23 protein-coding genes are annotated in these 24,179 nt (G+C 60.4%); 13 read left to right on the top strand and 10 right to left on the bottom strand.

The features are described from left to right. The 4 genes from hrpA to GIW79_RS21550 all read left to right on the top strand — a co-directional run. Positions 1 to 2,664: ATP-dependent RNA helicase HrpA (gene hrpA, locus GIW79_RS21565; protein WP_236477415.1), on the top strand; the 2,664-nt coding region annotated here is incomplete at its 5' end. A gap of 240 nt (positions 2,665 to 2,904) precedes the next feature. After that, a complete protein-coding gene (locus GIW79_RS21560; RefSeq protein WP_034128411.1) occupies positions 2,905 to 4,026 on the top strand; it encodes a beta-ketoacyl-ACP synthase III in 1,122 nt (373 codons plus the stop codon). Between the two features lie 145 nt (positions 4,027 to 4,171). After that, complete coding sequence (locus GIW79_RS21555) at positions 4,172 to 4,786, top strand: RNA polymerase sigma factor (RefSeq protein WP_014719433.1); 615 nt, start codon at positions 4,172 to 4,174, stop codon at positions 4,784 to 4,786. Continuing rightward, the gene (locus GIW79_RS21550) at positions 4,780 to 5,016 is read left to right on the top strand and encodes an anti-sigma factor family protein (protein ID WP_020302662.1); all 237 of its coding nucleotides are present in this window, start codon (positions 4,780 to 4,782) and stop codon (positions 5,014 to 5,016) included. The genes GIW79_RS21555 and GIW79_RS21550 overlap by 7 nt, the downstream gene beginning before the upstream one ends. A gap of 32 nt (positions 5,017 to 5,048) precedes the next feature. On the opposite strand, the gene GIW79_RS21545 is transcribed toward GIW79_RS21550, so the two are convergent. Further along, positions 5,049 to 6,371, bottom strand: coding sequence for a putative porin (locus GIW79_RS21545; protein ID WP_003193136.1), 1,323 nt, complete (start codon positions 6,369 to 6,371; stop codon positions 5,049 to 5,051). A 285-nt stretch (positions 6,372 to 6,656) separates the two neighbouring features. On the opposite strand from GIW79_RS21545, the gene GIW79_RS21540 reads away from it, so the two are divergent. Continuing rightward, positions 6,657 to 7,790 (top strand): GNAT family N-acetyltransferase, encoded by a 1,134-nt coding sequence (locus tag GIW79_RS21540; protein WP_236452891.1) that lies wholly within the window; start codon positions 6,657 to 6,659, stop codon positions 7,788 to 7,790. Between the two features lie 120 nt (positions 7,791 to 7,910). Here the strand turns inward: GIW79_RS21540 and aqpZ are convergent, their stop codons facing one another. From aqpZ to GIW79_RS21515, 5 genes are all read right to left on the bottom strand, one after another. Then, the gene (gene aqpZ, locus GIW79_RS21535; RefSeq protein WP_054920241.1) at positions 7,911 to 8,612 is read right to left on the bottom strand and encodes an aquaporin Z; all 702 of its coding nucleotides are present in this window, start codon (positions 8,610 to 8,612) and stop codon (positions 7,911 to 7,913) included. 175 nt (positions 8,613 to 8,787) lie between these two features. Next, positions 8,788 to 10,620, bottom strand: coding sequence for an ABC transporter ATP-binding protein (locus GIW79_RS21530; protein WP_236452878.1), 1,833 nt, complete (start codon positions 10,618 to 10,620; stop codon positions 8,788 to 8,790). Positions 10,621 to 10,702: 82 nt separating this feature from the next. Continuing rightward, positions 10,703 to 11,266, bottom strand: coding sequence for a peptidylprolyl isomerase (locus GIW79_RS21525; protein ID WP_236452876.1), 564 nt, complete (start codon positions 11,264 to 11,266; stop codon positions 10,703 to 10,705). 3 nt (positions 11,267 to 11,269) lie between these two features. Next, entirely contained in the window at positions 11,270 to 12,073 is an 804-nt protein-coding gene (locus tag GIW79_RS21520) for an alpha/beta fold hydrolase (protein WP_054920239.1), read from the bottom strand. A 14-nt stretch (positions 12,074 to 12,087) separates the two neighbouring features. Continuing rightward, positions 12,088 to 13,011, bottom strand: coding sequence for a LysR family transcriptional regulator (locus GIW79_RS21515; RefSeq protein ID WP_003193120.1), 924 nt, complete (start codon positions 13,009 to 13,011; stop codon positions 12,088 to 12,090). Positions 13,012 to 13,060: 49 nt separating this feature from the next. Here GIW79_RS21515 and GIW79_RS21510 point away from each other — a divergent pair, with 49 nt between their 5' ends. The 3 genes from GIW79_RS21510 to GIW79_RS21500 all read left to right on the top strand — a co-directional run bounded on the left by GIW79_RS21510 (position 13,061) and on the right by GIW79_RS21500 (position 15,199). Next, on the top strand, positions 13,061 to 13,375 hold the full coding sequence (locus tag GIW79_RS21510) for a 3-phosphoglycerate kinase (RefSeq protein WP_014719425.1): 315 nt from the start codon (positions 13,061 to 13,063) through the stop codon (positions 13,373 to 13,375). Between the two features lie 151 nt (positions 13,376 to 13,526). Continuing rightward, positions 13,527 to 14,126, top strand: a complete 600-nt coding sequence (locus GIW79_RS21505; protein ID WP_072433673.1) for an FMN-dependent NADH-azoreductase — start codon at positions 13,527 to 13,529, stop codon at positions 14,124 to 14,126. A gap of 203 nt (positions 14,127 to 14,329) precedes the next feature. Beyond that, a complete protein-coding gene (locus GIW79_RS21500; protein ID WP_034128297.1) occupies positions 14,330 to 15,199 on the top strand; it encodes a carboxylate/amino acid/amine transporter in 870 nt (289 codons plus the stop codon). Here the strand turns inward: GIW79_RS21500 and GIW79_RS21495 are convergent. Both GIW79_RS21495 and GIW79_RS21490 read right to left on the bottom strand, forming a co-directional pair. Further along, positions 15,156 to 16,184, bottom strand: coding sequence for an NADP-dependent oxidoreductase (locus GIW79_RS21495; protein WP_236452875.1), 1,029 nt, complete (start codon positions 16,182 to 16,184; stop codon positions 15,156 to 15,158). The two genes, GIW79_RS21500 and GIW79_RS21495, sit on opposite strands and share 44 nt — an antisense overlap. Positions 16,185 to 16,245: 61 nt before the next feature. Next, entirely contained in the window at positions 16,246 to 17,034 is a 789-nt protein-coding gene (locus GIW79_RS21490) for an SDR family NAD(P)-dependent oxidoreductase (RefSeq protein ID WP_054920232.1), read from the bottom strand. A 125-nt stretch (positions 17,035 to 17,159) separates the two neighbouring features. Between GIW79_RS21490 and GIW79_RS21485 the strand changes: the two genes are divergently transcribed. After that, positions 17,160 to 17,726, top strand: a complete 567-nt coding sequence (locus GIW79_RS21485; RefSeq protein ID WP_034128300.1) for a TetR/AcrR family transcriptional regulator — start codon at positions 17,160 to 17,162, stop codon at positions 17,724 to 17,726. A 16-nt stretch (positions 17,727 to 17,742) separates the two neighbouring features. On the opposite strand, the gene GIW79_RS21480 is transcribed toward GIW79_RS21485, so the two are convergent. Beyond that, entirely contained in the window at positions 17,743 to 19,035 is a 1,293-nt protein-coding gene (locus tag GIW79_RS21480) for a mechanosensitive ion channel family protein (RefSeq protein ID WP_034128301.1), read from the bottom strand. A gap of 192 nt (positions 19,036 to 19,227) precedes the next feature. On the opposite strand from GIW79_RS21480, the gene GIW79_RS21475 reads away from it, so the two are divergent. Beyond that, positions 19,228 to 20,574 (top strand): DEAD/DEAH box helicase, encoded by a 1,347-nt coding sequence (locus GIW79_RS21475; RefSeq protein ID WP_003193110.1) that lies wholly within the window; start codon positions 19,228 to 19,230, stop codon positions 20,572 to 20,574. 106 nt (positions 20,575 to 20,680) lie between these two features. On the opposite strand, the gene GIW79_RS21470 is transcribed toward GIW79_RS21475, so the two are convergent. After that, on the bottom strand, positions 20,681 to 20,950 hold the full coding sequence (locus GIW79_RS21470) for a hypothetical protein (protein WP_072447464.1): 270 nt from the start codon (positions 20,948 to 20,950) through the stop codon (positions 20,681 to 20,683). Between the two features lie 153 nt (positions 20,951 to 21,103). On the opposite strand from GIW79_RS21470, the gene GIW79_RS21465 reads away from it, so the two are divergent. From GIW79_RS21465 to GIW79_RS21455, 3 genes are all read left to right on the top strand, one after another. Beyond that, positions 21,104 to 21,493, top strand: a complete 390-nt coding sequence (locus tag GIW79_RS21465) for a hypothetical protein (RefSeq protein WP_034128303.1) — start codon at positions 21,104 to 21,106, stop codon at positions 21,491 to 21,493. A 126-nt stretch (positions 21,494 to 21,619) separates the two neighbouring features. Beyond that, a complete protein-coding gene (locus tag GIW79_RS21460; protein ID WP_205548237.1) occupies positions 21,620 to 23,335 on the top strand; it encodes a copper resistance system multicopper oxidase in 1,716 nt (571 codons plus the stop codon). Between the two features lie 10 nt (positions 23,336 to 23,345). Next, positions 23,346 to 24,173, top strand: coding sequence for a copper resistance protein B (locus tag GIW79_RS21455; protein WP_205548243.1), 828 nt, complete (start codon positions 23,346 to 23,348; stop codon positions 24,171 to 24,173). Positions 24,174 to 24,179: the final 6 nt, after the last annotated feature.

Below are 24,179 nucleotides of genomic sequence, written 5' to 3'. Positions count from 1 at the left end.
CGCTTGTACAGCGAAGAAGATTTTATCGGGCGCCCGGAATTTACCGACCCGGAGATCCTGCGCACCAACCTCGCTGCCGTGATCCTGCAGATGCTGCACCTGCGCCTGGGCGAGATCACCGATTTCCCGTTTATCGAACCGCCGGATGGCAAGGCCATCAGCGACGGTTTCAACCTGCTGCAAGAACTCTCGGCGGTCGACCGCAACAGCCAGCTCACGCCGTTGGGCCGCCAGCTTGCCCGCTTGCCGGTGGACCCGCGCATGGGCCGCATGTTGCTGGAAGCGGCCAAGCTGGGCAGTTTGCAGGAAGTGTTGATCGTCGCCAGCGCCATGTCGATCCAGGACCCGCGCGAGCGCCCACCGGAGCGTCAACAAGCGGCCGACCAGGCCCACGCACAGTGGAAAGACCCGGATTCGGACTTCGCCGGGCTGGTCAACCTGTGGCGCGGTTTCGAGGAGCAGCGCCAGGAACTGACCGCCAGCCCGTTGCGCAACTGGTGCCGCAAAAACTTCCTCAACTACTTGCGCCTGCGCGAGTGGCGCGACTCCCATCGCCAGTTGAGCCTCATCTGCCGCGACATGCAGTTGAGCATCAATAAAGAACCAGCAGACTTCCCAAAATTGCACAAGGCGGTACTGTCCGGCCTGCTCAGCCAGATTGGCCAGAAGACCGAAGACGGCGATTACCTCGGGGCGCGCCAGCGTCGCTTCTGGATTCACCCGTCTTCGGGCATCGGCAAGAAGCGCCCGCAATGGCTGATGACCGCTGAACTGGTGGAAACCACCAAGCTCTATGCACGCATGGTGGCGAAAATCGACGCCGACTGGATCGAGCCGCTGGCCGGGCATCTGATCAAGAAGAACCACTTCGAACCCCATTGGGAGAAGAAGCGTGGCCAGGTGGTGGCCTTTGAGCAGATCACCCTGTTCGGGCTGATTGTGGTCGGGCGCCGGCCGGTGCATTACGGGCCGATTGACCCGGTGGTGTCCCGTGAGTTGTTTATTTGTGAAGGCCTGGTGCGCGGCGAGATTCAGTCCCGTGCCAAGTGCCTGACGGCCAACCAGAAACTGCTGGAGCAACTCGACGAGCTGGAAGCCAAGGCCCGACGTCGCGACATCCTGGCCGATGAAGAAACCCTGTACGCCTTCTACGATGCGCGCCTGCCTGCAGAGATTCACCAGACCGCCACCTTTGACAGTTGGTACAAGGTCAACAGCCAGAAAGACCCGCAACTGCTGATCATGCGCGAAGAAGATGTATTGGCCCGCGAGGCCAGTGAAGTCACCGCCGCGCATTACCCGGACACCTTGCACTTGGGCGACCTGGCCCTGGCCTTGAGTTACCACTTCGAACCCAACCACCCCCGTGACGGCGTGACCCTGCGGGTGCCGGCGCCTTTGTTGCCGGCGTTGCCAGCCGAGCGCCTGGAGTGGCTGGTGCCGGGGTTGATCGAAGCCAAGTGCATCGCTCTGGTGCGCAACTTGCCCAAGGCGTTGCGCAAAAACTTCGTGCCGGTGCCGGACTTCGTCAAGGCCGCGCTGCAACGCATCGAATTCGGCCAGGGCTCGCTGCCCCAGGCGCTGGGGCGTGAATTGCTGCGCATGACCGGTGCGCGGGTCAGCGATGAGGCGTGGGCCGAAGCGGCGCAACAGGTGGAAAACCACCTGAAGATGAACCTGGAAGTGGTCGACGGCCAGGGCAAATTCCTCGGCGAAGGCCGTGACCTGGCCGAGCTCACCGCACGGTTTGCCGAAGCCAGCCAGGCGGCCTTGGCCGTGCCGCAAACCGCGAAAAGCCAGCAGCCGGTGGAGGCCAAGGTGTTTGCGGCGGTGGCGGAAAAAACCCAGCAGAACATCGCCGGCCTATCGATGACAGTGTACCCGGCACTGGTGGAAGAGAACGGCACGGTCAAGGAGGGGCGCTTCTCGACCGCCGCCGAAGCCGAGTTCCAGCACCGTCGCGCCTTGCAGCGCCTGCTGATGCAGCAATTGGCGGAACCGGCGAAATTCCTGCGCGGTAAATTGCCGGGCTTGACCGAGCTGGGCCTGATGTACCGTGAACTGGGGCGTATCGACGCGCTGGTGGAAGACATCCTGTTGGCCAGCCTCGATACCTGCGTACTTGAAGGCGAAGATAGCCTGCCACGGGATGGCGCTGGCCTGGCAGCCTTGGCTGAACGCAAGCGCGGCAGTTGGACTGAGCACGCCGAACGCCTCGCGCGCCTGACCCTGGAAGTGCTGAAACTCTGGCACGGCCTGCAAAAACGCTTCAAAGGCAAGATCGACCTGGCCCAGGCCGTGGCCTTGAACGATATCAAGCAGCAACTGAGCAACCTGGTGTATCCAGGTTTTGTGCGGGAAACCCCGGCCCAGTGGTTCAAGGAACTGCCGCGTTTCCTCAAGGCCATCGAACTGCGCCTGGAAAAACTGCCGAGCCAGGTGCAAAAGGACCGCGTGTGGAGCAGCGAATTGGGCGGCCTGTGGGCGCAGTACCAGAACCGCCTGAACAAACACACCCAGGAAGGCAAGCGCGACCCGCAGTTGGAGCTATATCGCTGGTGGCTGGAGGAGTACCGGGTGTCGCTGTTTGCCCAGCAGTTGGGTACCAAAGTGCCGATTTCCGATAAGCGCTTGAGCAAGCAGTGGAGTCAGGTAGAGCCCTGAAGCGCTTCCCCAACTGTAGGAGCGAGCAAGCTCGCTCCTACAGGTATGAGGACAAACCCCTCCCACAATTGGATGTTTGTCTGGCATATGGCGCCAAATCACCGGCGTTGTGGCAAACTTCGCGGTTACAAGATTAGATAAAGCGTTGCCAGTTTGATGCCTGCTGGACGGAATCAAACGACTTACAGTTTGGTACGACGGTACCAATATCTTCTGCCTGACAGATTTAGAGGAACGACCGTGCATAACGTCGTCATCAGCGGCACCGGCCTGTACACCCCGGCCAACAGCATCTCCAACGAAGAGCTGGTGCAGTCTTTCAATGCCTACGTACAACAGTTCAACGCCGACAACGCCGCCGCTATCGAACGTGGCGAGGTGCAGGCGCTGACCGAGTCGAGCGCGGCATTCATCGAAAAGGCATCCGGCATCAAGAGCCGTTTTGTGATGGACAAAGACGGCATCCTCGATCCGCAGCGCATGGCGCCGCGCCTGCCCGAGCGCAGCAACGACGAATGGTCGGTGCTTTGCCAGATGGCCATCGGTGCCGCCGAACAAGCCCTGCAGCGCGCCGGCAAGACCGCCGCCGACATTGATGGCGTGATTGTCGCCTGCTCCAACCTGCAACGTGCCTACCCGGCGATCGCCATTGAAGTCCAGGAAGCCTTGGGTATCCAGGGTTTCGGCTTCGACATGAACGTGGCGTGTTCCTCGGCCACCTTCGGCATCCAGAACGCGGCCAACAGCATCCAGTTGGGCCAGGCCCGGGCGATCCTGATGGTCAACCCGGAAGTCTGCACCGGCCACCTGAACTTTCGTGACCGTGACAGCCATTTTATCTTCGGTGATGCCGCCACGGCGGTGATCCTGGAGCGTGCTGACCTGGCGACGTCCGAACATCAGTTCGACGTGGTGAGCACCAAGCTGCTGACCAAGTTTTCCAACAACATTCGCAACAACTTCGGCTTTCTCAACCGCACGGCGGAAGAGGGCATCGGCGCCCCCGACAAGCTGTTCGTGCAGGAAGGCCGCAAGGTATTCCGTGATGTTTGCCCGATGGTGGCCGAATTGATCGGCGAGCACTTGGCAGAAAACCAGCTGAGTGTGACTGATGTGAAGCGTTTCTGGCTGCACCAGGCCAACCTGAGCATGAATCACTTGATCGTGAAAAAACTGCTGGGGCGCGAGGCATCGGTGGAAGAAGCGCCGGTGATCCTCGATACTTACGCCAATACCAGCTCGGCCGGCTCGGTGATTGCGTTTCACACTTATCAGGATGACCTGCCCAAGGGCGCGGTTGCCGTACTCAGCTCCTTTGGCGCCGGGTATTCGATTGGCAGTGTGATCCTGCGCAAACGCTGAGTGTGTGGCCGGACGCGATCTACTGTGGGAGCTGGCTTGCCTGCGAAGGCATCGGCTCGGTGTGCCTGAATTACCGAGTTGTCTGGATCGCAGGCAAGCCAGCCCCCACATTGAGCGTATTTCCACGGCAATATTGAGGTAATCGATGGCAGCAGCGGACGATGCGCACCTGCTTGAACGCCTGCTCAAGGGTGAGCAGCGGGCTTATAAGGATTTGGTCAACACTTACCAGAGTGCGATGCGGGCAGTGGCGTATGCCATCGTCGGCCAGCGCCATGCCGATGAGGTGGTGCAAGATGCCTGGCTCTCGGTGGTGCGCAACCTGGCCAAGTTCGAAGGGCGATCGAGCCTCAAGACATGGTTATTGACGATCACTGCCAACTCCGCAAAGAGCCGTTACAAACAAAATCGTCGGGAAGTCCTTCTCGACGATTTGCCCTCACCCCACGGCACCATTGGCGATGACCGCTTCAGCCCGGATGATGGCCATTGGGCTGTCGCCCCTTACGCTTGGCACCAGGACACCCCGGAAGCGCTGCTGACCGAAGATGAACTGCGCAAATGCCTGGAGCATACGATTCTGAGTTTGTCAGAATTGCAAAGCAGTGTGCTGGTCCTGCGTGAACGCCAGGGCCTGGAACTGGAAGAAATCTGTAATCTTCTGACCCTTTCACTCTCCAACGTCCGTGTGCTGTTGCATCGAGCGCGGCTTAAAGTCTTCGCCACGGTGGAGCATTTTGAGGAAACGGGCGAATGTTGACCTGTAAAGAACAAGTAGCGCGTTCCAGTGACTATCTCGATGGGCAATTGACCTTTCGGGAGCGTCTGCTGGTGCGTCATCACTTGATGTTTTGTCCGAACTGCCGGCGCTTTATCCGTCAGATGCGCCTGATGCAGGCAACGCTCAAGCGCATGCCTCAGGAACCGGTGGAGGGTGTTGATGCGCTGGCCGAACAACTGGCCGCCGAGCGGCTTAAAGACATCATGTAGGAGCGAGCTTGCTCGCTCCTACATGTTAAGCGTTAGAACTTGGCTTCAGCATCCAGCTGCAAGGTGTTGGTATCGGCATCCCGCTGGGTCCGGCTGGCGAAGTCAGCCTTGGTCAGGAAGTAGGTGGCGCCGATGGCGAAGTTCTTGTCGATGTCGTAGCTGACTTTCATCTTGTGACCGCGCGAGCCGGTGGTGCCGTTGGCGAAGTCCGAATCGGTGAAGGCGCCTACGACGGCGTTACGTTGAACGTCGCGGTAGTTGTAGTCCAGGTTCAAACCGAACACCTTGGACTTGGCACCCAGCAACCAGGCGGTGTCCTGGTCGGTCACCGCATCGTTGTTTTTCACGTACTGGCCGTAGAACGACAGCGGCACGGCCAGGCCACCGATGTCTGCTTGCGCAAAGCCTTCGTACAAGCGGAATTCATTGTTGGCCGAGTTGCCGTTGACCGCCAATGCGCAAGGCGTGGTGGTGGTTGTGCAGCGGCTGTCTTCGTCATTCTTGTAGGCGTAGATGCTGCCGCCCAAGGTCATTTTCAGGTTGTCGGTGACCGAGAACCGCGTGCCCAACTGGCCGGACGTCAGGCGCAGGTCATGGCGAAATTGCACGCCGTCACCGTCCACGTTGTCCTTGAGGTTGTAGTTACCCAGGCTACCGAACAGCTCAGCGCTGCTACCCAGTGGGTATTTGTAGGTGACGGCCAGGCCTTCAGGGTTGATGTCGCTATCCCAGATCACATCGCCCATGTTCACCCACGGCTGCAGCATCTTGCCGCCGATCACGTGCAGGTTCTTGATCTGGTCCGGGTGGTAGTCGATGTAGCCGAGGTCCAGCCAGATCGACTTTTTATCGAAGTAACCATCCTGGTCCTGGTTGGTGGAGCGTGCATCATCGCCGCCGCCGGTGGCGATACGGATACCGGTGTCCACCTGCGGGTTGATTTCGGTGTAGGCACCCAGGCGGGCACGAATGCGTTGACGGTCTTTGTCACGCCCACCGTTGTTGGGCTCGCCGTCGATCTTGATGGTTTCCTGGCGGAAGCGCACGTCACCCTTGAACTGGGTCTTGGCTGCCCAAGCCAATTTCTGGTCGAAGCTGCTCAGCTCGTTGGTTTTTTTCGCAGTGGCCGCGATCTGCTCGTTGGTCTCTTGTTGAGCCTGGCGTGCGATCTGCTGCTCTTTCTGATCCCTGGCCAGTTCCATTTGCAGTTCGGTGTACTGCGCCGCGGTGATCTGGCCGTTGGCCTTGAGCATGTCGAGCAATTTAGCGTCGACTGCAGCGCTGGCCGGAACGCTCAGTGCCAGCAACAGGCCGCCACACAGGACCGCCGCAGTTTTAGTGGAAGCAAGACGCATATCAATCTCCGAAAGTGAGGAGGGAGGGCAACACCCTCCAGGACACAACCGACCCATGACGGACGGAAAAAATGTCGCCCGGTAGACCCGGACGCTCTAAAAACTGGCGTCAGTATCGCGACCGTTTATGACGGAGTAGTGGCTAAGTGATTTCATCTAGATGACAAATCGTTACGCAACGGAACTAAGGGTTTTGACGTCTGTCCGCGTGTTTTGAGGATGTGTGCGCGGCTGTGATCAGCGATACTCCCCAGGTTTTCATGCCAAGAAACAATGAGGATGCCGATGCCGCTGCAACGCCTGGACAGCCTGTCCGATATCGCTGCGCACACGTGGGATGCCCTGATGCCACAGGCCCAGCCGTTTATGCAGCATGGGTTTCTCAGTGCGCTGGAAGACAGCGCCAGCATCGGCCCGCATTCGGGCTGGCAGACGGAGCACTTGCTGCACTGGGAAGGCGACCGGTTGATGGCGGCATTGCCGGGTTATCGCAAGTGGCATTCTTATGGCGAGTACGTGTTCGATCACGGCTGGGCCGACGCCTGCGAGCGCGCCGGCATTGACTATTACCCCAAGTTGCTGACAGCCGTGCCGTTCAGCCCGGTCGGTGGGCCGCGGGTATTGGCTGCCAGTGCTGCAGATGCTTTCGAATTGCTCAACAGCCTGCCGGGGTATCTGGAGATCGAGGGCCTGTCGAGCGCCCATATCAACTTTACCGATGCCCTCGCCGATGAAGCCATGGCCCAACACCCCGGCTGGTTGCAACGCCTGGGTTGTCAGTTTCATTGGCAGAACCGTGGTTACCGCGACTTCCAGGATTTCCTCGACGCTCTGAGTTCACGCAAGCGCAAACAGATGCGCAAAGAGCGCGAACAAGTGGCAGGGCAGGGTATCGAGTTCGAGTGGTTGCAAGGCCATGAGCTGAGCGAATCCCAGTGGGATTTTGTTTACGCCTGCTACGCCAACACCTACGCGGTGCGCCGGCAATCGCCCTACCTGACCCGCGCATTTTTCAGCCTGTTGGCTGAGCGCATGCCGGCAGCCATACGCGTAGTCTTGGCCAAACAAGGCACGCGCCCGGTAGCCATGGCCTTCAGCCTGCTCGGTGGCGACAGCTTCTATGGTCGCTACTGGGGTTGCCTGGCGGAATTCGACCGCCTGCATTTCGAAACCTGTTTCTACCAGGGCATGGACTACGCCATCGCCCACGGCCTGCAACGCTTCGATGCAGGTGCCCAGGGTGAGCACAAATTGATTCGCGGGTTTGAGCCGGTGATTACGCGGTCATGGCACTACCTGCGCCACCCTGGGTTGAAGAACGCTGTGGAAGATTTTCTTGAGCGTGAACGGGTGGGGGTTCTGGCGTATGCCGAAGAGGCGAGGGCGGCTCTGCCTTATCGGCACTCTGACGGCACGTGAAACACCCTGTAGGAGCGAGCTTGCTCGCGAAGAACGTGCAGACGACGCGGGATTACAGCTGTATGCACCGCGTCATCGTTGGCGTTTTTCGCGAGCAAGCTCGCTCCTGCAGGGATTGGGTCAAGCTGTTTTTTCTGTACCCAACCATCGGTACGTAATGCCGCCGATCACCGCGCCGAGGATGGGCGCGAGCCAGAACAGCCACAATTGCTGCAGCGCCCAGCCGCCGACAATCAACGCAGGCCCTGTGCTGCGGGCCGGGTTGACCGAGGTGTTGGTCACCGGGATGGAGATCAGGTGGATCAGCGTCAGCCCCAGGCCGATGGCGATGGGCGCGAAGCCTGCCGGGGCTCGACGGTCGGTGGCGCCAAGGATGATCAGCACGAACATCGCCGTCATCACCAGCTCACAGACAAAGCCTGCCGCCATTGAATAACCACCGGGTGAATGCTCGCCATAACCATTGCTTGCCAGCCCGGAGGCCAGTTCGAACCCGGGTTTGCCGCTGGCGATGAAGTACAGCAGTGCGGCGGCGATGGCGCCACCGATCACTTGCGACACAATGTAGGCCGGCAGCTCCCTGGCCGGGAATCTGCCGCCGACCACCAACCCCACCGAGACGGCTGGGTTAAGGTGACAGCCGCTGATATGCCCGATGGCAAATGCCATGGTCAGCACCGTGAGCCCAAAAGCCAGGGACACCCCGAGCAGGCCGATGCCGACGTTGGGGAACGCTGCGGCCAACACCGCACTCCCGCAGCCACCCAACACCAGCCAAAACGTACCCAGTCCTTCCGTTACGGAACGTTTGAACAGTGACATGAACACTTCCTTAGATTGCTCTATCTGATTAACGGTCTGTGTGGCTTCCCTGCTGCCTTAAATCAGGGCCCTCCTGGGGCCTGATTGCAGTACAGCAGGATTGTGTCGCAAGACCAGCCAGATAGAGAAAGCTGTCAGAATTGTTCGGAATTGAGCGGGGCTTTACTCAGCAAAATCAGTCTATTCCGACAAAACCCCCGGTCTGATGCTGCCATAACCGCGAATAAAGCCCGCCGTATGCCAACAACTCGGAATGGCTGCCGCTTTCGGCAATCTGGCCTTTTTCCAGCACCACCAGGCGGTCCATTCGTGCGATGGTCGACAACCGGTGCGCAATCGCAATCACCGTCTTGCCCTGCATCAAGGTTTCCAGGCTCTCCTGGATCGCCGCTTCCACTTCAGAGTCCAGCGCAGAGGTGGCTTCGTCCATGATCAGGATCGGTGCGTCCTTGAGCAGCACACGGGCGATAGCGATACGCTGGCGTTGCCCGCCGGAGAGTTTCACCCCACGTTCACCCACATGGGCATCCAGCCCGGTGCGGCCCTCGGAATCCGACAGCAGCGGGATGAATTCATCGGCGCGGGCCTTGTGCACCGCCGCCCACAGTTCCTCGTCAGTCGCGTCGGGCTTGCCATACAGCAGGTTGTCGCGGATCGAGCGGTGCAGCAACGAGGTGTCTTGGGTGATCATGCCGATTTGTGCGCGCAGGCTTTCCTGGGCGACTTCTGCGATGTCCTGGCCGTCGATTAGGATGCGCCCGCCCTGCAGGTCGTAAAGGCGCAGCAGCAGGTTGACCAGCGTCGACTTGCCTGCGCCGGACGGGCCGATCAAGCCGATCTTTTCCCCGGCCTTGATCTCGAGGTTGAGGCCGCCAATGATTCCGCTCTTCTTGCCGTAGTGGAAGTCCACTTGCTCAAAACGCACTTGGCCGTCGGGCACCGTCAGGCGCGGAGCGTTCTCACGATCGACCACGGCCAGCGGCTGGGCGATGGTCTTCAGGCCGTCCTGCACAATGCCAATGTTTTCGAAGATGCCGTTGACCACCCACATGATCCAGCCGGACATGTTGACGATGCGGATCACCAGGCCGGTGGCGAGGGCAATCGCGCCCACGGAAATCAGCGACTGGGTCCACAGCCACAGGGCCAGGCCAGTAGTGGTGACGATCAGCAGGCCGTTCAGAATACAGATCACGGTGTCCATGCTGGTGAGCACGCGGGCGGCCAGTTGGGTTTTTTCGGTCTGCTCGATGATTGCTTGCTTGGCGTATTCCTGTTCGTTCTGCGTATGGGCGAACAGCTTCAAAGTGGTGATATTGGTGTAGCCGTCGACGATTCGGCCCATCAGTTTGGAGCGCGCCTCGGAGGAAATCACCGAGCGTTCTTTCACCCGAGGTACGAAGTAACGCAGGGCCAGGCTGTAGCAAACGATCCAGGTGATCAGCGGAATCATCAGCCGCCAGTCGGCCTCGGCAAACAACACCAGGGCACTGATGGCGTAGATCGACACGTGCCAGATAGCCTCCGCGGTCGCCACCGCCGAGTCACGCAAGGAGTTGCCGGTTTGCATGATCCGCTGGGCGATGCGCCCGGCGAAATCGTTTTGAAAGAAATTCAGGCTCTGCTTGAGCACGTAGCTGTGGTTCTGCCAGCGAATCAGGCTGGTCATGCCAGGGTTGATGGTCTGGTGCACCAGCAAGTCATGCAGGCCGTTGAAGAGCGGGCGCAATAACAGGGCGACCACGGCCATCCAGATCAGCTCGGCGCTGTGGATCTGGAAAAAATTCGCCGGTGGCGTGCCCTGGGCCAGGTCGATGATGCGGCTCAGGTAGCTGAACAACGCAACTTCGATCAGGGCGCCGACCAGCCCCACCACCAGCAGCGCGGCGAAGCACGGCCACACCTGGCGCAGGTAATAGAGATAGAAGGGCAGGACTTTTTCGGGAGGGGCCGCGCTGGGGGCGTCGCGGAAAATATCGATCAGTTGTTCAAAACGACGATAGAGCATTAGGTTTGACGCCCGCCGGGCGGGCTCTCCTTTCAAAGGTGCACGGTGCCATGCGGGCACCGTGCAAAGCTGCCTGCGGACCTCAGTCGATGCGCTTGGCCGACTTGATGATCACAGGATCGATAGGCACGTTCTGCATGCCTTGCTTGGTGGTGGTCTGGGAGTTGACGATGATGTCTACCACGTCCATGCCCTTGACCACTTTGGCGAACACGGCATAACCGGTATCGCGGCCCGGGTCGAGGAAGGCATTGTCGGCCACGTTGATGAAGAATTGGCTGGTGGCCGAGTTCGGGTCATTGGTGCGAGCCATGGACAAGGTGCCACGCACGTTATGCAGGCCATTGCTGGCTTCGTTCTTGATCGGTGCTTCGGTCGGCTTTTGCGCCATTTGCTGGGTGAACCCGCCGCCCTGGACCATGAAGCCGGGGATCACGCGGTGAAAGATCGTGTTGGTGTAGAAGCCCTTGTCGACATAGGCCAGGAAGTTCTTGGTGCTGATCGGCGCCTTGACCGGGTCCAGTTCGATTTCAATCTGGCCGTTGGTGGTGTCGAGCAACACGTGTGGCGCCTTGGCCGGCTCGGCCGCCATCAGGTTGGCAGCGAACAGGGCGGAACCGGCAAAGAAGGCGATTTTTTTCAGCATGGGTCAGTGATCCTGGGTAGTGGTTTCGACGGTCTTTAGAAACTCGAGCAAGGTCGCGTTAAAGACCTCGGGTTGATCCAAGGGCGTGGCATGGCGGGAATCTTCGATGACCACCAGCCGCGCATCGGGCAGCAGTTTTACATAGATTTCTTTCTGCGCCACGGGGGTGTAGTCATGGTCGGCGCTGATGACCAGGGTTGGACAGGCAATTCTCGACAGTTGTTCCTGCACGCCCCAGCCCACAATGGCGTCGAAGCTGGCGAGATAAGCACGTTTGTCGTTGCTTGCCCAGCGTTCGGCCATCTTGCGGCGCAGGTCGGCCTGCTCAGGTTTTGGGAACAGCCGATCGCCCAAGGCCTTGCCGATGGTGCCCAGGCTGAGCACGCGGGCCAGGGTCCAGCGTTTGGCCCACTGCCAATAGTCGTCGGCACTGCGCACCTTGACCTCAGGCGCGCTGTTGACGATGCACAGGCTTTTGACCCGCAGGGGTTCATCCACCGCCAGTTGGAAGGCGATCATGCCGCCCATGGATAAACCCACCACGTGGGCCGCTGGCAGGTCCAGGTGTTCGATCAGGGCGACCAGGTCGAAGGTAAACCCTTTGATGCTGTAGCGCTCCCGGGGTTTGTCCGAGCGACCATGGCCGCGCACGTCAACCACGATCAGGCGGTAGTGCCGGGCGAGTACCGGTATTTGCAGTTCCCAATCCTGGCTGCTGGAGCCCAGGCCGTGGATCAGGATCAGGGGGTTGCCATGGCCGTATTCCTCGTAATGCAGGCTGCAGCCTTCATGATCGAACCAGGCCATGGATGAACTCCGTTTCAGGCTTGTTGGGGAGCGGCGAAGGGCGCGTCCAGGGGAGCGGTGTCAAAGGTGCGCAGCAATTCCACGAGGATCTGCGTGGCGGGCCCCAAGGGTTTGTCTTTGTTGGAGTACAGGTAAAACGTCGGGTTGCGACTGCCACCTTTTTCCAGGGGAAGCTGCTTGAGCACGCCTTCCTTGAGTTCGCGCTCGATCATGTGCCGGGGCAGCCAGGCAAAGCCCAGGCCGCTGCCGACGAAGGTGGCGGCGGTAGCGAGGCTGCCGACGGTCCAGCGCTGTTCGGCGCCTAGCCAGCCGACGTCGCGCGGTTGTTGGCGGCCCGAGTCACGGATCACAACCTGCATCTGGCTCTCCAGGTCGTGGAAACTCAGCTCACGGTTGAGGCGATGCAGCGAGTGATCGGGGTGGGCCACGGCGACGAACTCCACATCGCTCATTTCCGTGCCCAGGTAGCCCGGGATGATAAACCCGCAAATGGCCAGGTCCGCCATGCCGTCGAGCAGCAACTCTTCGACGCCGGACAGCACTTCTTCGCGCAGGCGCACCCGGCAGCCACGGCTTTGGGGCATAAAGGCGGTCAGCGCGCGAACGAGGCGTGCGCTGGGGTAGGCGGCATCCACCACCAGGCGCACTTCGGCTTCCCAGCCCTGCTCCATGTGATGGGCGAGGTCTTCCAGTTGGCTGGCGTTTTTCACCAGTTGGCGGGAGCGGCGCAGCAGCACTTCACCGGCTTCGGTCAGCACCGCCTTGCGCCCGTCGATACGCAGCAAGGGGACACCGAGTTGGTCCTGCATGCGCGCTACGGTGTAGCTCACTGAAGATTGCGAACGGTGCAGCGCTTCGGCGGCTTGGGCAAAGCCGCCATGATCGACCACGGCTTGCAAGGTGCGCCATTGATCGAGGGTAACGCGGGGCGCTTTCAAGATGAGCTCCTCTTGTCCTAAGCTGGCGGTCCTTATTGGAGACTGCCGAATGAGAAAATTGTGTTGTGTGTTGCTGGCGTTGCTGCCGATGAGCGCGTTTGCCTATCCTATCGACGTGACGAAAAAGATCGATGGCGTGAGCATTGACTACACCGCCTCCGATGTGGACGGCGACATCAGTTCGATCCAGCTGAACAACTACGGCGCCCAGGACGCGGTGTGCAAGGTCACCTTTACCAACGGCCCGGAATCGCCACGCCGTCGTACCGTGACCGTGCCTGCTGGCAAAAGCACTAACACCACGGTCAAGTTCAACCGCGCCATCATCAAGATGCGTATTGCCCTGGACTGCGCGCCAAAATAAAGCAACAGCGGAGCGTGCTCACAGGAATACTCCGCTTATAAACAAATTTCTAGATGGGTTGTAGCAGTTTTTTGCGCTTTTTTATCGAATAGGCCCTGGTTAACCTTCTCTCCATCGACTTACAGCAATTACCGATGGAGCCTACGAAGCCATGTCCAATGTTCTGATCATCGAAAGCAGTGCGCGCCAGCAGGATTCCATTTCCCGCCAGCTCACCCAACAGTTCATCAGCCAATGGCAAGTCGCCCATCCGGCAGACCGCATCACCGTGCGCGACGTAGCGCTCAATCCGGTACCCCATCTGGATGCCAACCTGCTGGGCGGCTGGATGAAACCGGCGGAGCAGCGTAACGACGACGAACAGGTGTCCCTGGACCGCTCCAACGAGTTAACTGACGAACTGCTGGCCGCCGACGTGTTGGTGATGGCCGCGCCGATGTACAACTTCGCCATTCCGAGCACCCTTAAAGCCTGGCTGGATCACGTGTTGCGGGCGGGTGTGACCTTTAAATACACCGCCACCGGGCCCCAGGGTCTGTTGACCGGCAAGCGCGCTATCGTGCTCACCGCACGCGGTGGTATCCACACTGGCGCCACCTCGGATCACCAGGAACCGTACCTGCGCCAGGTCATGGCATTTATCGGCATTCATGACGTTACCTTCATTCACGCCGAAGGCGTCAACCTGGGCGGCGACTTCCAGGAGAAGGGCCTCAATCATGCCAAGGCGCAACTGGCCCAGGTGGCCTGAGGCGTTAATCGTCAGATAATCCCGTGCTGCTTATATAGCCCCACGCAAACCCTTCAAGTACGCGTATCGAACCTCCCTTTGCACTTTTTGCTCCTGAGTGCTCCTGCCCGACTGCCGCTTTAGCGAGGTCGGGTTTTTTTTGCGCCGAGTTTCTTCAACCTCCAAAAAGCTTTAATGTCGCGCCCATTCGAAACGAGGCGCGCATGGGCTATTTACTGGTTGTCACCCTGATTCAGGCATTTTCCTTCAGCTTGATTGGCGAATACCTCGCCGGTCACGTCGACAGCTACTTTGCGGTGCTGGTGCGCGTGGTGCTGGCCGGGCTGATCTTTATCCCGCTGACGCGCTGGCGCTCGGTGGAGCCCGCGTTCATGCGCGGCATGTTGGTGATCGGTGCATTGCAGTTCGGCGTGACCTACGTCTGCCTGTACCTGAGCTTTCGCGTGCTGACGGTGCCGGAAGTGCTGCTATTCACCATCCTCACGCCGCTGCATGTGACCCTGATCGAGGACGCGCTTAATCGCCGCTTCAATCCCTGGGCGCTGGTGGCGGCCCTGGTGGCGGTGGGCGGTGCGGCGGTGATTCGTTTCGATCAGATCACCCCGCACTTCCTGATGGGGTTCTTGCTGCTGCAATTGGCCAACTTCACCTACGCCGCCGGGCAAGTCATGTACAAACACCTGGTGGCGCGTTATCCCAGTGACCAGCCGCACTTCCGGCGTTTCGGTTATTTCTACCTGGGTGCCTTGTTGGTGGTGTTGCCGGCATTCCTGCTGTTCGGCAAGGCTGACTTCCTGCCGCAAGCGCCGCTGCAATGGGGTGTGCTGGTGTTCCTCGGGTTGGTCAGCACCGCGCTGGGCATGTACTGGTGGAACAAGGGCGCCTGCCTGGTCAATGGCGGCACCCTGGCGGTGATGAACAACCTGCATGTGCCGGTGGGGTTGCTGCTGAACCTGCTGATCTGGAACCAGCACGAACCGCTGGGCCGTTTGGCCCTGGGCGGTCTGGTGATTCTGGGGGCGGTTTGGATCAGCCGGCTGGGTGTGCGTCGGGCGGTGTCGTCCCCATCGTGATCACCACCTTGCCTTTGGCGCGGCCTTGTTCGACATAGTCCAGGGCCGCCGCTGTGGATTCGAACGGAAAGGTACGGTCGATAACCGGCCGGATACTGCCGGATTCGACCAGCGCGGTGATTTCATCCAGTTGTGCGCCACTGGCACGCATGAAGACAAACTCATAGCTCACGCCTTGCTTGCGTGCTTTCCTGCGGATACCGCTGCTCAACAGGCCCATGACCAGGCCTAATACCCATGGCAGGTTCTGGGCGCGGGCGAAGGCGGGCGTCGGCGGCCCGGAGATGGAGATGAGCTGACCGCCGGGCTTGAGAATCTTCAGTGACTTGGCCAGCGCATCCGGGCCCAGGCTGTTCAGCACCACATCGTAATCCCGCAGCACGGCCTCGAAGGCTTGCTGTTTGTAGTCGATCACTACATCCGCGCCCAACGCCTTGACCCACTCCACATTGGCGGTGCTGGTGGTGGTGGCGACAAAAGCGCCCAAATGCTTGGCCAGTTGGATGGCGATACTGCCCACCCCGCCTGAGCCCGCATGAATGAACACCTTCTGGCCTTTCTTCAGCTTCGCGGTTTCCACCAGCACCTGCCACGCCGTAAGCGCGACCAGGGGCAGGGACGCGGCTTGCTCCATGGTGATGTTGTCGGGTTTGCGCGCCAGTGCGTCTTCGTGCACGGCAATCCGCTCGGCGAAGGTGCCGATACGTTGCTGGGGCGGGCGAGCGTAGACTTCGTACCCCGGCTTGAAGCGTCGTACCGCAGCGCCGACACTGAGCACCACGCCGGCCAGGTCGTTGCCCAGTGTCAACGGCAATGCATAGGGCAGGATCAGTTTGAATTCGCCCTTGGCGATCTTTGCATCCAGCACATTGACGCTGCTGGCCCGCACCTGGACCAGCACGTCATGTTCACCCACAACAGGCGCGGGGGTCTCGATGAGACGGCCGGGCTGCTTGCCGTACCGTTTGATGGAAAATGCCTTCATGGTTCAACGCTCGTTGCTTCGGTGAGAAGGGCAGGCGCGGAGCACGCCTGCTACCGGTTGATCAGGCGTTGGCCAGGTAACGCTCGGCAACCTGGGACTGCTTGATCTGCGCCAGCAAGCCTTGCCGCGCAGCCTGCAACGCGTCCCAACGGGCGCCGTCCTGCAACGGCGGAATGGTCACCGGCTCGCGGCGGTCGAAACCGACCAGCGCTGCGTCCACCAGATCACCCACTTCCATCACGTCCGTGAGGGTGTTGATATCAATGCCCGCACGCTCCCAGATCTCGGTACGCGTGGCAGCGGGCAGCACGGCTTGCACGTACACGCCTTTGGGCGCCAGTTCCAGGCTCATGCCTTGGGACAGGAACAGCACGAACGCCTTGGTCGCGCCGTACACCGTCATGCCAAATTCCGGGGCCAGGCCGACTACCGAGCCAATGTTGATGATAGCGCCGTTGCCGGCTGCCGCCAGGCGCGGGGCGATGGCACTCGCCAGGCGTACCAGAGCCGTGGTGTTGAGGGCGACCAACTGCGCGACGCTTTCGGTGGACTGTTCAATAAAACTGCCGGACTGCGCGGCGCCTGCATTATTGACTAGCGTGCCAATGCTGGCGTCATCGCGCAGGCGCGCTTCAACTGCGGCCAGGTCAGCGCTTTGGGTCAGGTCGGCCGGGAGGATATCAACGCTGACGGCGTGGTGCTCACGCAGCCTGGCGGCGAGCGCTTCCAGGCGCGCTATGTCACGGGCGACCAGTACGAGGTCGTGGCCGCGTGCGGCAAAGCGTTCGGCGTAGGCGGCGCCAATGCCGGTCGAAGCGCCAGTGATCAGAACGGTAGTGGAAGTGCTCATGGTGTGATGCTCTGTGAGTGCGAGGAGGTTTTATGATGTCGATCATAATCAAAGCTGTCAACGGTTTTGATTATGATCGACATCATAGTAATATGCCTATCTCGCAAGCTGGCAGGACCCTACACATGAAGATCACCAAGGCGCAGTCACAGAGCAATCGGGCCCATATCGTCGCGACAGCTTCCGAGCTGTTCCGCGAGCGGGGTTTCGATGGGGTGGGCGTGGCCGAGTTGATGGCTGCGGCCGGTTTTACCCAAGGCGGCTTTTACAAGCACTTCGGTTCCAAGGCGGACTTGATGGCGGAAGCAGCCGCCAACAGTCTGGCGCAGTCACTGGCCGACAGCGCGGAGATGGAGGTGGAGCAGTTTTTCGAGGTTTACCTGTCCAGGCAGCACCGCGACCATCGCGGCGGCGGATGCACATTGGCGGCGTTGTGTGCCGATGCCGCCCGTCAATCGGACACGCTGAAGGCGACCTTTGCCGACGGTTTGGAAAATACCCTGCAGGCCCTGGAAGCAAAGTACAACGCAGCTCATGAGACGCCACAAGAAGGCGTGCGCGCGAAAATGCTCGACAGCATGGCCCATGCCATCGGCGCAATCATGCTGTCGCGGGCGTGCCCGGATGATTCCGCACTGGCCGATGAAGTGCTTGAGGTTTGCCGCAAGGAGATTACGGCGTCACTGCCGTAATCCCGTTTGCATCACCTCATGCCGTTTCGGCGACGGGTACCTGCGTGGCCCCGGCCAATGCCGGCAGCACGCCGGCGCGCAGGTCGTTGCCGCTCGGCTGCTGATACAGGCTCAGCCCGAACTCCGGCAACACCGCCAACAGATAATCGAAGATATCGCCCTGGATCCGCTCGTAATCGCCCCACGCCGTGGTGCGGGTAAAGCAGTAGATCTCCAGCGGCACGCCCTGGGCGGTGGTTTGCATCTGGCGCACCATGCAGGTCATGTTCGGCTGGATGTCCGGGTGGCTTTGCAGGTATGCCAGTGCGTAGGCGCGGAAGGTGCCGAGGTTGGTCATGCGCCGACGGTTGGCCGACAGTTGCGCGCTGTGGCCCTGAGCCTCGTTCCAGGCCTTGAGTTCGGCCTGCTTGCGGCTGATATAGCCGCTGAGCAAGTGCACCTGGGTCATGCGCACTTCCTCCTCGTCGTTCAGGAAGCGTACGCCGCTGGCGTCGATGTACAGGCTGCGCTTGATACGGCGCCCACCGGAGGCCTGCATGCCACGCCAGTTCTTGAACGACTCGGACATCAGGCGCCAGGTGGGGATGGAAACGATGGTCTTGTCGAAGTTCTGCACCTTCACCGTGTGCAGGGTGATGTCCACCACATCGCCATCGGCACCCACCTGGGGCATTTCGATCCAGTCACCGACGCGCAGCATGTCGTTGCTGGTCAATTGCACACTGGCGACGAACGACAGCAGCGTGTCCTTGTACACCAACAGAATCACCGCCGACATCGCACCCAGGCCCGACAGCAGCAACAGCGGCGAGCGGTCGATCAGGGTGGCGACGATGATGATCGCGCCGAACACGAACAGCACCATTTTCGCCAGTTGCACATAGCCCTTGATCGAGCGGGTGCGTGCGTGTTCGGTGCGTGCGTAGATATCCAGCAGCGCGTTGAGCAGGGCACTCATGGCCAAAACCATGAACAGAATGGTGATCGCCAGGGCGACGTTGCCGATAAACAGAATGGCGGTCTTGCTCAGGTCCGGCACCAGGTACAGGCCGAACTGGACCACCAGCGATGGCGTCATCTGCGCCAGGCGATGGAAGACTTTGTTATGCCGCAGGTCGTTCAGCCAGTGCAGGGCCGGCTGCCGGCCGAGCAATTTGACCGCGTGCAGGATGAGGTAACGGGCGACCCTTCCCACCACCAATGCCACCACCAGCAACACCAGCAAGCCTAGGCTGGAATGCAGGACCGGGTGTTCATCGAGGGCGCCCCAAAGGTCTTGGACGTTGAGCCAGAGCTGTTTGATATCCATGAGTGAACCGATTCTTCTGTAAGACAACACGGGGCGATTAGAGCATTTAAGTGCAACAAAGTTGACGCTCTGGACAAAATCGCTGACAAAAAAGCAGCTGATTAGCCCCGTTCGCGTAAAGAAACTCGGTTTGGGCGCCCGAAACCGGTAACCTATGCAGCTGATATTTTGTATTTCTTCGAGGTAGCACCCGTGTTTTCCCAATTCGCCCTGCACGAACGCCTGCTTAAAGCCGTGGCCGAGCTTAAATTTGTCGAGCCTACGCCTGTGCAAGCAGCGGCCATCCCGCTCGCGCTGCAAGGGCGTGACCTGCGGGTGACGGCGCAAACCGGCAGCGGCAAGACCGCCGCTTTCGTCCTTCCGGTACTTAACCGCCTGATCGGCCCGGCCAAAGTGCGCGTCAGCATCAAGACCCTGATCCTGCTGCCGACCCGCGAGCTGGCCCAGCAGACCCTGAAGGAAGTCGAGCGCTTCTCGCAGTTCACCTTCATCAAGTCCGGCATCATTACCGGTGGCGAAGACTTCAAGGTCCAGGCCGCGATGTTGCGCAAGGTACCGGACATCCTGATCGGCACCCCAGGGCGCATGATCGAGCAGCTCAACGCTGGCAACCTCGACCTCAAGGAAGTCGAAGTGCTGGTGCTCGACGAAGCCGACCGCATGCTCGACATGGGCTTTGCCGATGATGTGCAACGTCTGGTCGGTGAGTGCGTCAACCGCCAGCAGACCATGCTGTTCTCCGCCACCACCGGTGGTTCGACCCTGCGCGATATGGTCGCCAAGGTGCTGAACAACCCTGAGCACTTGCAGGTCAACAACGTCAGCGACCTGAACGCCACCACGCGTCAGCAGATCGTCACCGCTGACCATAACGTGCACAAAGAACAGATCCTGAACTGGTTGTTGGCCAACGAGACCTACCAGAAGGCCATCGTGTTCACCAACACCCGTGCCGCCGCCGACCGTATCTACGGGCGCCTGGTTGCGCAGGAATACAAGGCGTTCGTGCTGCACGGCGAGAAAGACCAGAAGGACCGCAAGCTGGCCATCGACCGTCTCAAGGCGGGCGGCGTCAAGATCCTGGTGGCCACCGATGTTGCCGCACGCGGTCTCGACGTGGACGGCCTGGACCTGGTGATCAACTTCGACATGCCCCGCAGCGGCGACGAATACGTGCACCGTATCGGCCGTACCGGACGGGCCGGCAACGATGGCCTGGCTATCTCGCTGATCTGCCACGGCGACTGGAACCTGATGTCGAGCATCGAACGCTACCTGAAGCAGTCGTTCGAGCGCCGCACCATCAAGGAAGTCAAAGGCACGTACACCGGGCCGAAGAAGGTCAAGGCGTCGGGCAAGGCCGTTGGCGTGAAGAAGAAAAAGACCGACGCCAAGGGCGACAAGAAGAAAACCGGCGCCAAGTCGCCGACCAAGCGCAAGATCGCCAACCGGCCGAAGACCGACAACCTGTCGCTCGTCAGCAAGGACGGCATGGCGCCGCTCAAGCGCCGCAAGCCAGAAGCTCCGGCTGCCGAATAAGCAGTTGGGCATAAAAAAACCGGACAATGTCCGGTTTTTTTTCGCCATGATCGTTCCCACGCTCCGCGTGGGAATGCCTCCAGAGACGCTCTGCGTCGCGTTGTGCTCAATGCTTCCGCGCAGCCTCTCTGAGCTCCTTGAGCCGCGCATCGATCAACTGGCACTTGTCGGGAAACTTGGCGCTTTCAGTATCCAGGTCCATCTTCTGCAACTCGTCATTCATCTCCTTGGCCTTGTTCGGGCTCTGCTCGGTGAGCTTGGTCACTTCCTTGGCCAGCTCCTCGCGCTTGGCCGTGGCCTCCTCAGGCGTGCAGGCCCAGGCGGGCAGGGTGCTCAACAGCGTGGCGGCGAGGGTCAGCTTCATCAAGGTTTTCATGGTCGGACTTCCTTGGCAGTGATGTGCAGTTGAGGCGGCGAACCTCGGGAAAGTTCAGAGAAATGACGCCCGTCCGTTTGGTTGAACGGCCCGTGCCGGAACGTGTCACTCCCTAAGACGGGCTAACTCCATCGGCCTGCAGGAGGAATCAGGATGACGACTTACAATTGGGATCTGATCGAACGTCTGCTGCATGAAGTGCAGAACGGCGAAGGCAGCTTTGCCCCGCGCAAATACGCCGAACAAGAAGCGGCCGAGAAGGCGACGGCCGGCGAGGACACTGGCAACCTGGACGCACTCAAGAAGACCGCTGCCGATTACGAGGCGCTGCTGTTCAAGCGTGGCTTTATCGAGTCGCGGCCTGAGGAAGAGGGCGGCAATGGCGAGAATTTCATTCTGACGGCGCTGGGTGCGCAATTGCTGGCGCTGATCGACAGTTCGATTCCGGGTAATGATCATCCACGTCAGGTGTTGGATGAGCAGGAGGACGCGCTTGATCCGGCAACGTTCGCTGAAGTGGCCTCCAAAGCGCAGATCGCCTGATCTTCTTGTGCCCCGGCGCCCCCGAGGGAGCCGGGTGAACCTGTCGAATCGGTAATCTGTCGCTAAGGTTGCTGACAGCCGGCGACTCCTAATCTGCTGCCATTCAACTCACGGACTTGAATCGGCATGCACTCCACAACCTCCAGACGCACATTCGTCAAAGGCCTGGCCGCAGGCGGCCTGCTGGGTGGGCTCGGGCTTTGGCGCCCACCTGTGTGGGCACTGACCAGCCCCGGCCAGCCCACGGTGCTCGCCGGCAGCGAATTTGACCTGTTTATTGACCAGACTCCCGTCAACCTGACCGGCCGTGCGCGCACCGCGTTGACCGTCAACGGCAGCCTGCCCGGCCCGCTGTTACGCTGGCGCGAAGGCGACACCGTGACCCTGCGCGTGAAAAACCGCCTTGGCGAGCCCACCTCGATCCATTGGCACGGCATCCTGCTGCCATCGACCATGGACGGCGTGCCCGGCCTGAGCTTCAAGGGCATCGAACCGGGTGGCCTTTACGTTTACCAGTTCAAGGTCAAACAGCACGGCACTTACTGGTATCACAGCCATTCAGGGCTTCAGGAACAGCAGGGCGTGTATGGCCCGCTGGTCATCGACCCCAAGGAACCCGAGCCGTATATCTACCAGCGCGATTACGTGGTGATGCTGTCGGACTGGACCGATGAAGACCCCGTCGCCCTGATGAAGACCCTCAAGAAGCAGTCCGATTACTACAACCTGCACAAACCCACCGTGGGCGATTTTATCCGGGATGTGGGTAAGCAGGGCTGGTCGGCCACGGCTGCCGACCGGCTGATGTGGGCGCAAATGAAGATGAACCCCACCGACCTTGCGGACGTCAGCGGCGAGACCTACACCTACTTGCTCAACGGCCAGCCGCCTGGGCAGAACTGGACCGGAGTGTTCAAGGCGGGGGAAACGATTCGCCTGCGCTTTATCAATGGCTCGGCGATGACCTATTTTGATGTGCGCATTCCAGGGTTGAAGATGACTGTCATCGCCGCGGATGGTCAGCCGGTAAAGCCGGTAAGCGTCGACGAGTTCCGTATCGCCGTGGCGGAAACCTACGATGTGCTGGTCGAGCCTGTGGCAGAGGCCTATACCCTGTTTGCCCAGTCCATGGACCGCACAGGCTATGCCCGTGGCACCCTCGCCCGGCAGATGGGTGCGACCGCCTCAGTACCGCCGCTTGATCCGCGCCCGTGGCTGACGATGGATGACATGGGCATGGGCGGCATGGACCACGGTGCCATGGCCGATATGCCGGGCATGGAAGGCATGGATCACAGCGCCATGGGCGCGATGGCGATGCAGAAACACCCTGCCAGCGAGCAGAACAGCCCGCTGGTAGACATGCAGGCGATGAACCCGATGCCCAAGCTGGACGACCCTGGAATCGGCCTGCGCAACAACGGCCGCCGCGTGCTCACCTATGCCGACCTGCGCAGTACCTTTGAAGACCCCGATGGCCGCGACCCCTCGCGCACGCTTGAATTGCACCTCACCGGGCATATGGAGAAGTTCGCCTGGTCGTTCAATGGCGTGAAGTTTTCCGATGCCGAGCCTCTGCAACTGACCTATGGCGAGCGCGTGCGGGTGGTGTTGGTCAACGACACCATGATGGCCCACCCAATTCACCTGCATGGTTTATGGAGCGACCTGGAGGACGAAAACGGCCAGTTCCAGGTGCGCAAACACACCATCGATATGCCTCCCGGCTCCCGTCGCAGTTACCGCGTCACCGCCGATGCCCTGGGGCGCTGGGCCTATCACTGCCACCTGCTGTACCACATGGAAATGGGCATGTTCCGTGAGGTGCGCGTGCATGAATAAGCAAACGAGCATGAACCGTTGCGTCTCGTCCCTGTGCATCGCCTTCGCCACGCTGGGTTTCGCCCCATGGGCGTTGGCGGCCGAGGATGAATTTCAGGGCATGAGCCCGGCGACGTCCGCGCTGACGCAAAGCCGTACGCCGATTCCGGCGCTGACCGACGCAGACCGCGCAGCGGTGTACAACGCGCCGGGAGGGCATCAGGTGCACGACAGCGGCGTGAACTCGATGCTGCTGGTCAACCAGTTGGAATGGCAGGGCGGCGACGGCAACGCGCAGAGTTGGGACATCAAGGGTTGGGTCGGCGGTGACATCGACCGGCTGTGGCTACGCAGTGAAGGCGAACGCAGCGCCGGCCGCACTGAAAGTGCCGAAGCCCAAGCCTTATGGGGGCGCGCTATCAGCCCGTGGTGGGACCTGGTCGGCGGCGTGCGTCAGGACTTCAAGCCCGGTGCTAGCCAGAGCTGGGCGGCCTTTGGCCTACAAGGCATGGCGCTCTACAACTTCGAGGCCGAAGCCACGTTGTTTGTCGGCGAATCGGGGCATACCGCCGCACGCCTTGAGGGTGACTACGACATTCTGCTCACCAATCGCCTGATCCTGCAGCCCACCGCCGAACTCAATTTTTATGCGCAGAACGATCCGCAACGCGGCGTTGGTTCGGGCTTGGCGGAAAGTGACCTGGGCTTGCGTTTGCGCTACGAAGTTCGCCGCGAGTTTGCGCCTTATGTCGGGCTCAGCTGGAACCGCACTTATGGCCAGACCGCGCAATACGCACGGGACGAAGGCGAAGACGTTAACCAACTGCACTGGGTGGTTGGCGTGCGCCTATGGTTCTGACCGCAA

This window comes from Pseudomonas sp. PA-7-1E, from assembly GCF_021605325.1.
In the GTDB taxonomy this organism is placed as follows: Bacteria; Pseudomonadota; Gammaproteobacteria; order Pseudomonadales; family Pseudomonadaceae; genus Aquipseudomonas; species Aquipseudomonas fluorescens_BV.
This window is presented reverse-complemented; position numbering and strand designations above follow the sequence as displayed.

Coding starts and splice junctions, on each gene's coding strand:
- GIW79_RS21555 (WP_014719433.1), top strand. CDS start 4,172: ATGGCAGCAGCGGACGATGCGCACCTGCTTGAACGCCTGCTCAAGGGT.
- GIW79_RS21550 (WP_020302662.1), top strand. CDS start 4,780: ATGTTGACCTGTAAAGAACAAGTAGCGCGTTCCAGTGACTATCTCGAT.
- GIW79_RS21545 (WP_003193136.1), bottom strand. CDS start 6,371: ATGCGTCTTGCTTCCACTAAAACTGCGGCGGTCCTGTGTGGCGGCCTG.
- GIW79_RS21540 (WP_236452891.1), top strand. CDS start 6,657: ATGCCGCTGCAACGCCTGGACAGCCTGTCCGATATCGCTGCGCACACG.
- aqpZ (WP_054920241.1), bottom strand. CDS start 8,612: ATGTCACTGTTCAAACGTTCCGTAACGGAAGGACTGGGTACGTTTTGG.
- GIW79_RS21530 (WP_236452878.1), bottom strand. CDS start 10,620: ATGCTCTATCGTCGTTTTGAACAACTGATCGATATTTTCCGCGACGCC.
- GIW79_RS21525 (WP_236452876.1), bottom strand. CDS start 11,266: ATGCTGAAAAAAATCGCCTTCTTTGCCGGTTCCGCCCTGTTCGCTGCC.
- GIW79_RS21520 (WP_054920239.1), bottom strand. CDS start 12,073: ATGGCCTGGTTCGATCATGAAGGCTGCAGCCTGCATTACGAGGAATAC.
- GIW79_RS21510 (WP_014719425.1), top strand. CDS start 13,061: ATGAGAAAATTGTGTTGTGTGTTGCTGGCGTTGCTGCCGATGAGCGCG.
- GIW79_RS21505 (WP_072433673.1), top strand. CDS start 13,527: ATGTCCAATGTTCTGATCATCGAAAGCAGTGCGCGCCAGCAGGATTCC.
- GIW79_RS21500 (WP_034128297.1), top strand. CDS start 14,330: ATGGGCTATTTACTGGTTGTCACCCTGATTCAGGCATTTTCCTTCAGC.
- GIW79_RS21495 (WP_236452875.1), bottom strand. CDS start 16,184: ATGAAGGCATTTTCCATCAAACGGTACGGCAAGCAGCCCGGCCGTCTC.
- GIW79_RS21490 (WP_054920232.1), bottom strand. CDS start 17,034: ATGAGCACTTCCACTACCGTTCTGATCACTGGCGCTTCGACCGGCATT.
- GIW79_RS21485 (WP_034128300.1), top strand. CDS start 17,160: ATGAAGATCACCAAGGCGCAGTCACAGAGCAATCGGGCCCATATCGTC.
- GIW79_RS21480 (WP_034128301.1), bottom strand. CDS start 19,035: ATGGATATCAAACAGCTCTGGCTCAACGTCCAAGACCTTTGGGGCGCC.
- GIW79_RS21470 (WP_072447464.1), bottom strand. CDS start 20,950: ATGAAAACCTTGATGAAGCTGACCCTCGCCGCCACGCTGTTGAGCACC.
- GIW79_RS21465 (WP_034128303.1), top strand. CDS start 21,104: ATGACGACTTACAATTGGGATCTGATCGAACGTCTGCTGCATGAAGTG.
- GIW79_RS21460 (WP_205548237.1), top strand. CDS start 21,620: ATGCACTCCACAACCTCCAGACGCACATTCGTCAAAGGCCTGGCCGCA.
- GIW79_RS21455 (WP_205548243.1), top strand. CDS start 23,346: ATGAACCGTTGCGTCTCGTCCCTGTGCATCGCCTTCGCCACGCTGGGT.